This is a genomic window from Streptomyces sp. adm13(2018), assembly GCF_008042145.1.
Taxonomy (GTDB): domain Bacteria; phylum Actinomycetota; class Actinomycetes; order Streptomycetales; family Streptomycetaceae; genus Streptomyces.
In genome coordinates this window covers 1-4,879 of sequence record NZ_RDBH01000278.1, presented here as the reverse complement: position 1 = coordinate 4,879, position 4,879 = coordinate 1, and the positions used below count along the sequence as shown (strand labels likewise).

General features: G+C 68.4%; 2 protein-coding genes and 2 pseudogenes. 3 read left to right on the top strand and 1 reads right to left on the bottom strand.

Annotation, left to right across the window (positions count from 1 at the left end; translation table 11 throughout):
• Positions 1-197: 197 nt before the first annotated feature.
• The 3 genes and pseudogenes from EAO70_RS36580 to EAO70_RS36570 all read left to right on the top strand — a co-directional run.
• Positions 198-929 (top strand): annotated as a pseudogene (locus EAO70_RS36580) (ATP-binding domain-containing protein); the annotation flags it as partial.
• Between the two features lie 761 nt (positions 930-1,690).
• A complete protein-coding gene (locus EAO70_RS36575) occupies positions 1,691-2,329 on the top strand; it encodes a hypothetical protein (protein WP_261993239.1) in 639 nt (212 codons plus the stop codon).
• Positions 2,302-2,811, top strand: a complete 510-nt coding sequence (locus EAO70_RS36570) for a hypothetical protein (protein WP_148007086.1) — start codon at positions 2,302-2,304, stop codon at positions 2,809-2,811. Before EAO70_RS36575 ends, EAO70_RS36570 begins: the two co-directional genes overlap by 28 nt.
• Before the next feature lie 704 nt (positions 2,812-3,515).
• Here EAO70_RS36570 and EAO70_RS36565 read toward each other — a convergent pair.
• A pseudogene (locus EAO70_RS36565) lies at positions 3,516-4,877 on the bottom strand (MFS transporter); the annotation flags it as partial.
• Positions 4,878-4,879: the final 2 nt, after the last annotated feature.

Genomic DNA, 4,879 nt, shown 5'->3' with positions numbered 1-4,879 from the left:
GCACCTCGGAGATGTACGAGAGGAAGGCGCGGTGCGGGCCGAGGACGAGCAGACCGGAGCGGCGGATCCGCTGCGGATGGGTGTAGAGGAGGTACGCGGCCCGGTGCAGGCCCACCGCGGTCTTGCCGGTACCGGGCGCCCCCTGCACGCACAGGGAGGCGGCCGGGTCGGAGCGCACGAGGTCGTCCTGCTCGGGCTGGATGGTCGCCGACCTCGTCCTCCTCGACGAGCTCGCAGGCCTGATCGAACGTCCAGAGGGCTACGGCCACGTCGTCGTGGACGAGGCACAGGATCTCTCGCCGATGGAGTGCCGGGCGATCGCCCGCCGTACCCGGTTCGGGTCCCTCACCGTCCTCGGGGACCTCGCGCAGGGCACGACCCCGTGGGCGGCCCACGACTGGCCGGAACAACTCGCCCACCTGGGCAAGCCCGGGACGCCCGTGGTGCCGCTCACCCTCGGCTACCGGGTTCCCGCGGCCGTCGTCGACCTCGCCAACCGGCTTCTGCCGCACCTGGGCGCGGACGTGCCGGCGGGCCGTTCCGTCCGGACGGACGGGGAGGTGACGATCACCCGGGCGCCGGACGGCACCGGCCTGCCGGGGGCGACGGCGGAAGCGGTGCGCGGGGCGCTCGCCGCGGAGGGCTCGGTCGGGGTGATCACGGCGGACGCGCTGGTGGGGCCGGTGGAGGAGGCCGTACGGGGCTGCGGGGCGGGAGAGCGGGTGAGCGTGCTGCCCGCCACGGTCGTGAAGGGCCTGGAGTTCGACCACGTCGTGGTGGTCGAACCGGCCGCGATCGTGGCGGCCGAGACGCGGGGCCCGAACCGTCTCTATGTGGCGCTGACCCGGGCGGTCTCCCGACTGACCGTGATCCACGCGTCGGACCTCCCGACCTGCCTGTCGACACCGACCGAGGCCGGTCAGGGGTGAGTTGGGTGGCCGGGGCGGCCGTGAGCGCCAGTTGGTCCAGTACGAGGCGGTGGAGCCGGGCCCGGACCCAGGACCGGGCTTGAGCGGGCAATGCCGGTAGACGGTTGGCCAGACGGGTCGAACAACGGCGGTACCAGGCACAACGAACAGCCCGACGTGGCGACGAACACGATCGCAGCCAGACTCTCGGGGTTCCCAGGCCGCTTACGGCCACCACCCTGAGACCGCACCGCCACTACCTGCCGACTCCCAGACCTCATCCGCCGCCAACTGCGCGGCGAGACATGTCATGCCCAGCGAAACGAGCCGAGTGTCGAAGGCAACGACGTCCTAGGAGGGGCAACTCCGTCCGGATCCAACAGGGTGTTGCTCTTGCTGCAACATGGGGCGGCGGGGCAGCCATCGTTGAATACGTGCAGATCACCAAGGATTTATGACGCCATGACACCAATGACACCGCATGTTTCAGCCTTGCGGCACGAGCGTGTGCGCACCGAACCAGCCCCTCGCGACGATGGCCGGCCCGACCAGCCGCCTGGCTCTGGAAACGGCGCAGACCGGTGAGCACTGATGCGGCTCGCAGTGAACTCGGCCGTGTCCATCCGAGTTCTGTCAGCAGCTGATACGCACCAACCTCAATTCTTGCTCAGAAGAGCACTCGTTCCTCCCTTATCCTCTGCGAACACAGCTACGGTCTTCTCACTGGGCCACCTCACTGACCTAACAGGTGACCTGGCAAGCAGACTTGATGTGGGGGAATTATGCGTTATACGACACGGGGGACTGTCGTCCCGGTCTTCGCTCTGGCTCTGCTGAGCGGCTTGGCGTCCCCGGCGCACGCAGCAGGCGAGGAATCGGAGCCCACGGCGACCTCAGCTGAGGTTGTGGAGGCGGCCGCACCCGAGGACGACTCGTTGGAACGGCTGCCGGAGGCATCCGCCAACGGAGAGACCGGCACTCAGGCATGTGACAACCCTCGCCGCACATGGATCGAGATTTCTTCGAAGACCGGCGTCCATATGCCGGCCAAGTTCGGGGGTACGTCCTTCAAGGACGGGCCGGGAGGCACCATGGTAGTCAGGGTGGAAAAGGCAGGCAAAATCACGCGAGAGGTCAGCGCGGGCGGCGAGGTGGAGGTCAGCGGCATCGTCGCCAAGGCCAAGGTCTCGATCTCGGCTTCGATTGGCACCGAGTCCACGGTCACAGTCGGGCACGAGTACCGCAGGAACGTGACCAACGGCAAGTACGGGCACCTCCAGTACGGCTCCTGGGGGTTCTCCGTGAAGTGGGCCAAGTACGAGACCAGTGCGGATCGATGCGGTAAGAAGCTCCTCAAGAGCGGAACCGCGAAGCTGCCCACCTCGGAGCTCGGATGGCGTTACTGGGAGACGAGCTCGTGACGGCGCTACGCGGGCGGCTGGCCGTGGCTGCGGGCCTCGCCCTTGCCTCCCTCCTGGCGACAGGCTGCAGTGACACCACGACGCCGTCGCCCACTCCATCGGGGACGGGAAAGCCGACAGGGACGCAGTCACCCTCAGCGGACAGCGAGGATGACCAGGGTAAGCGCGCCAAGGCTGCTCTTGAGACGGTCTCGCCTGACGATCCGGAATTCGTGGAATCCGGTCTGGAGCGGGTTTCGGAGGGTGTGCACAATCTATCCCCGCTCAAAAAGGGCAAGGCCTACAAGGTCTCCGTAGCCTGCGTTGGCACCGGGACCGTGAAGGTCGTCATCGCAGACAAGGCACCGCAGTCCGTGCCGTGTGATGGAGTGCCGACAGGCCAACGAATCGAGAACTCCCCGGCGCAATTGCCGATCGATATCACCGCGGCTTCCCGGGCCACGGGAATGGTCGCTTGGCAGATTGTCTCCATTCCTTCCTGACTGTGACTCTTGCGATGGGTCCTGCGCCTCCGTAAACGGGGTGCAGGACCCATTGTCATAAGTCTCGACGGAAGACCACAACGTCATATTCCCGGGTGGGATCAAGGCTGCTCTCGCCCGGCGGCAGTGCCTTGCGAGGCGTGTACGGCCTCAGACGATTTTTGTCCCACGTGTGACCCGGGTTGTACACCGAGGATTTCGGCGCCGGGGCGAAGGGTGCTCGCTGAGTTCCTGGTAGAGGGAGTCGTTGGTACTGGAATGTGGGCAGGCCTTGATGCCACCGAGGAGGTCAAGGAGGCCGTCCCTGTCGACGTCGCCGGCACCGGAGTCGCTTGTCGTGACCCCCGGTCCGCGTGTGGCGTAGACCTACGGCGGGCCATCCGGCCTCCATGAGCGTCCAGTCCATCTCGAAGTACGCTTTGGTGCTCAGATCGATGGCGGACGGCACGATGTGCCCGACGAGCGTGGCGTTGTCCTCAGGGGGCGGCTCACAGCCGCTGTGAGGTCCCTGCTGCTTGGGGAAACAGATGCCGGGGGCTGGTTCTTGATCCGACTGGGCTACTGCCCCGCAGATCTTCTCTGACCTGCGGCTCAGCGGTCATGGGCTGGCACCGTTGAGCGCCCTCCACCGGTGCAGAGACGGCCCGGTGGTCGGCTGTTGATTCGCCTGTCGGACGCTCCTCCGTCTCCGTCTTCTTCGTTCTGCTTGGGGTGCGCAGGGTGGTGAAGGCGATGGCCAGGGCTGCGAGCAGGAGGGCCGCGCCGGCGGTGAAGGCCAGGTGGTAGCCGCCCGTCAGGGCCTAGGCCGTGGGGCGTCCCGCCGCCGTGAGGGACTCGGTGCGGGTCGCCGCCAGGGTGGAGAGGACGGCGATACCGAGGGCCATGCCGATCTGCTGGGTCGTGTTGAACAGGCCGGAGGCGAGGCCCGCGTCCTTCTCCTCGGCGCCCGACATGGCGAGCGAGGTCAGGGCGGGGAGCGCGAGGCCGAAGCCGGCGGCGAGCAGCATCACGGGGAGCAGGTCGGTGGCGTACGAGGCGCGGACCGGGACGCGGGCCAGCAGGCCGAGGACGCCGACGAGCAGGACCAGGCCGGTGAGCAGGACGTTCCGCTCGCCGTAGCGGGTGATGAGGCGGGCCGACACCCCGAGCGAGACGGCTCCGATGACGGCGGCCGCGGGGAGCATCGCGAGACCCGTCTCGGCGGCTCCGTAGCCGAGGACCTTCTGGAGGTAGAGGGCGACGAGTATCTGGAAGGAGAAGAGGGCGGCGACCATCAGCATCTGCACGGCGTTCGCGCCGGAGACGCTGCGCGAGCGCAGGATCCGCAGCGGCATGAGCGGGTTCGCGGTCTTCGCCTGGCGGACGAGGAAGCCGGCCAGGAGGGCGAGCGCAAGGGTCCCGAGGCCGAGGGTGTGCGCCGAACCCGCCCCGTACTCCTCGATCCTGACGACCGCGTAGATCCCGGTCATGAGGCTGGTCGTGACGAGCACCGCACCGAGGACGTCGGCCCCCGCCCCGAGCCCGATGCCCCGGTCGGCGGGGAGGGCGCGGAGGGCCACGAGGACGGTCGCGAGGCCGATCGGCAGGTTGATGAAGAAGATCCAGTTCCAGGCGAGGGCGTCGGTGAGGACGCCGCCGAGCACCTGGCCGAGGGAGGCGCCCGCGGCGCCGGTGAAGCTGAACACGGCGATGGCGCGGGCCCGTTCGCGTGGCTCGGTGAAGAGCGTGACGAGGATGCCGAGGCCGACGGCGGAGGACATCGCGCTGCCGGCGCCCTGGAGGAAGCGGGCGGCGACGAGGAGGCCGGGGGAGGTGGCGACCCCGGCGAGGAGCGAGGCGGCGGTGAAGACCGCGGTGCCCGCGAGGAACATCCGGCGGCGGCCGAGGAGGTCGCCGAGGCGCCCCGCGAGCAGCAGGAGCGAACCGAAGGCGATCAGGTAGGCGTTGACGACCCAGCTGAGGCCGACGGGAGTGAAGCCGAGGTCGCTCTGGATGGCGGGCATGGCGACGGTGACGATGTTGCCGTCGAGGATCGTCATGAGCATGCAGGTGGCGAGGACCCCCAGGG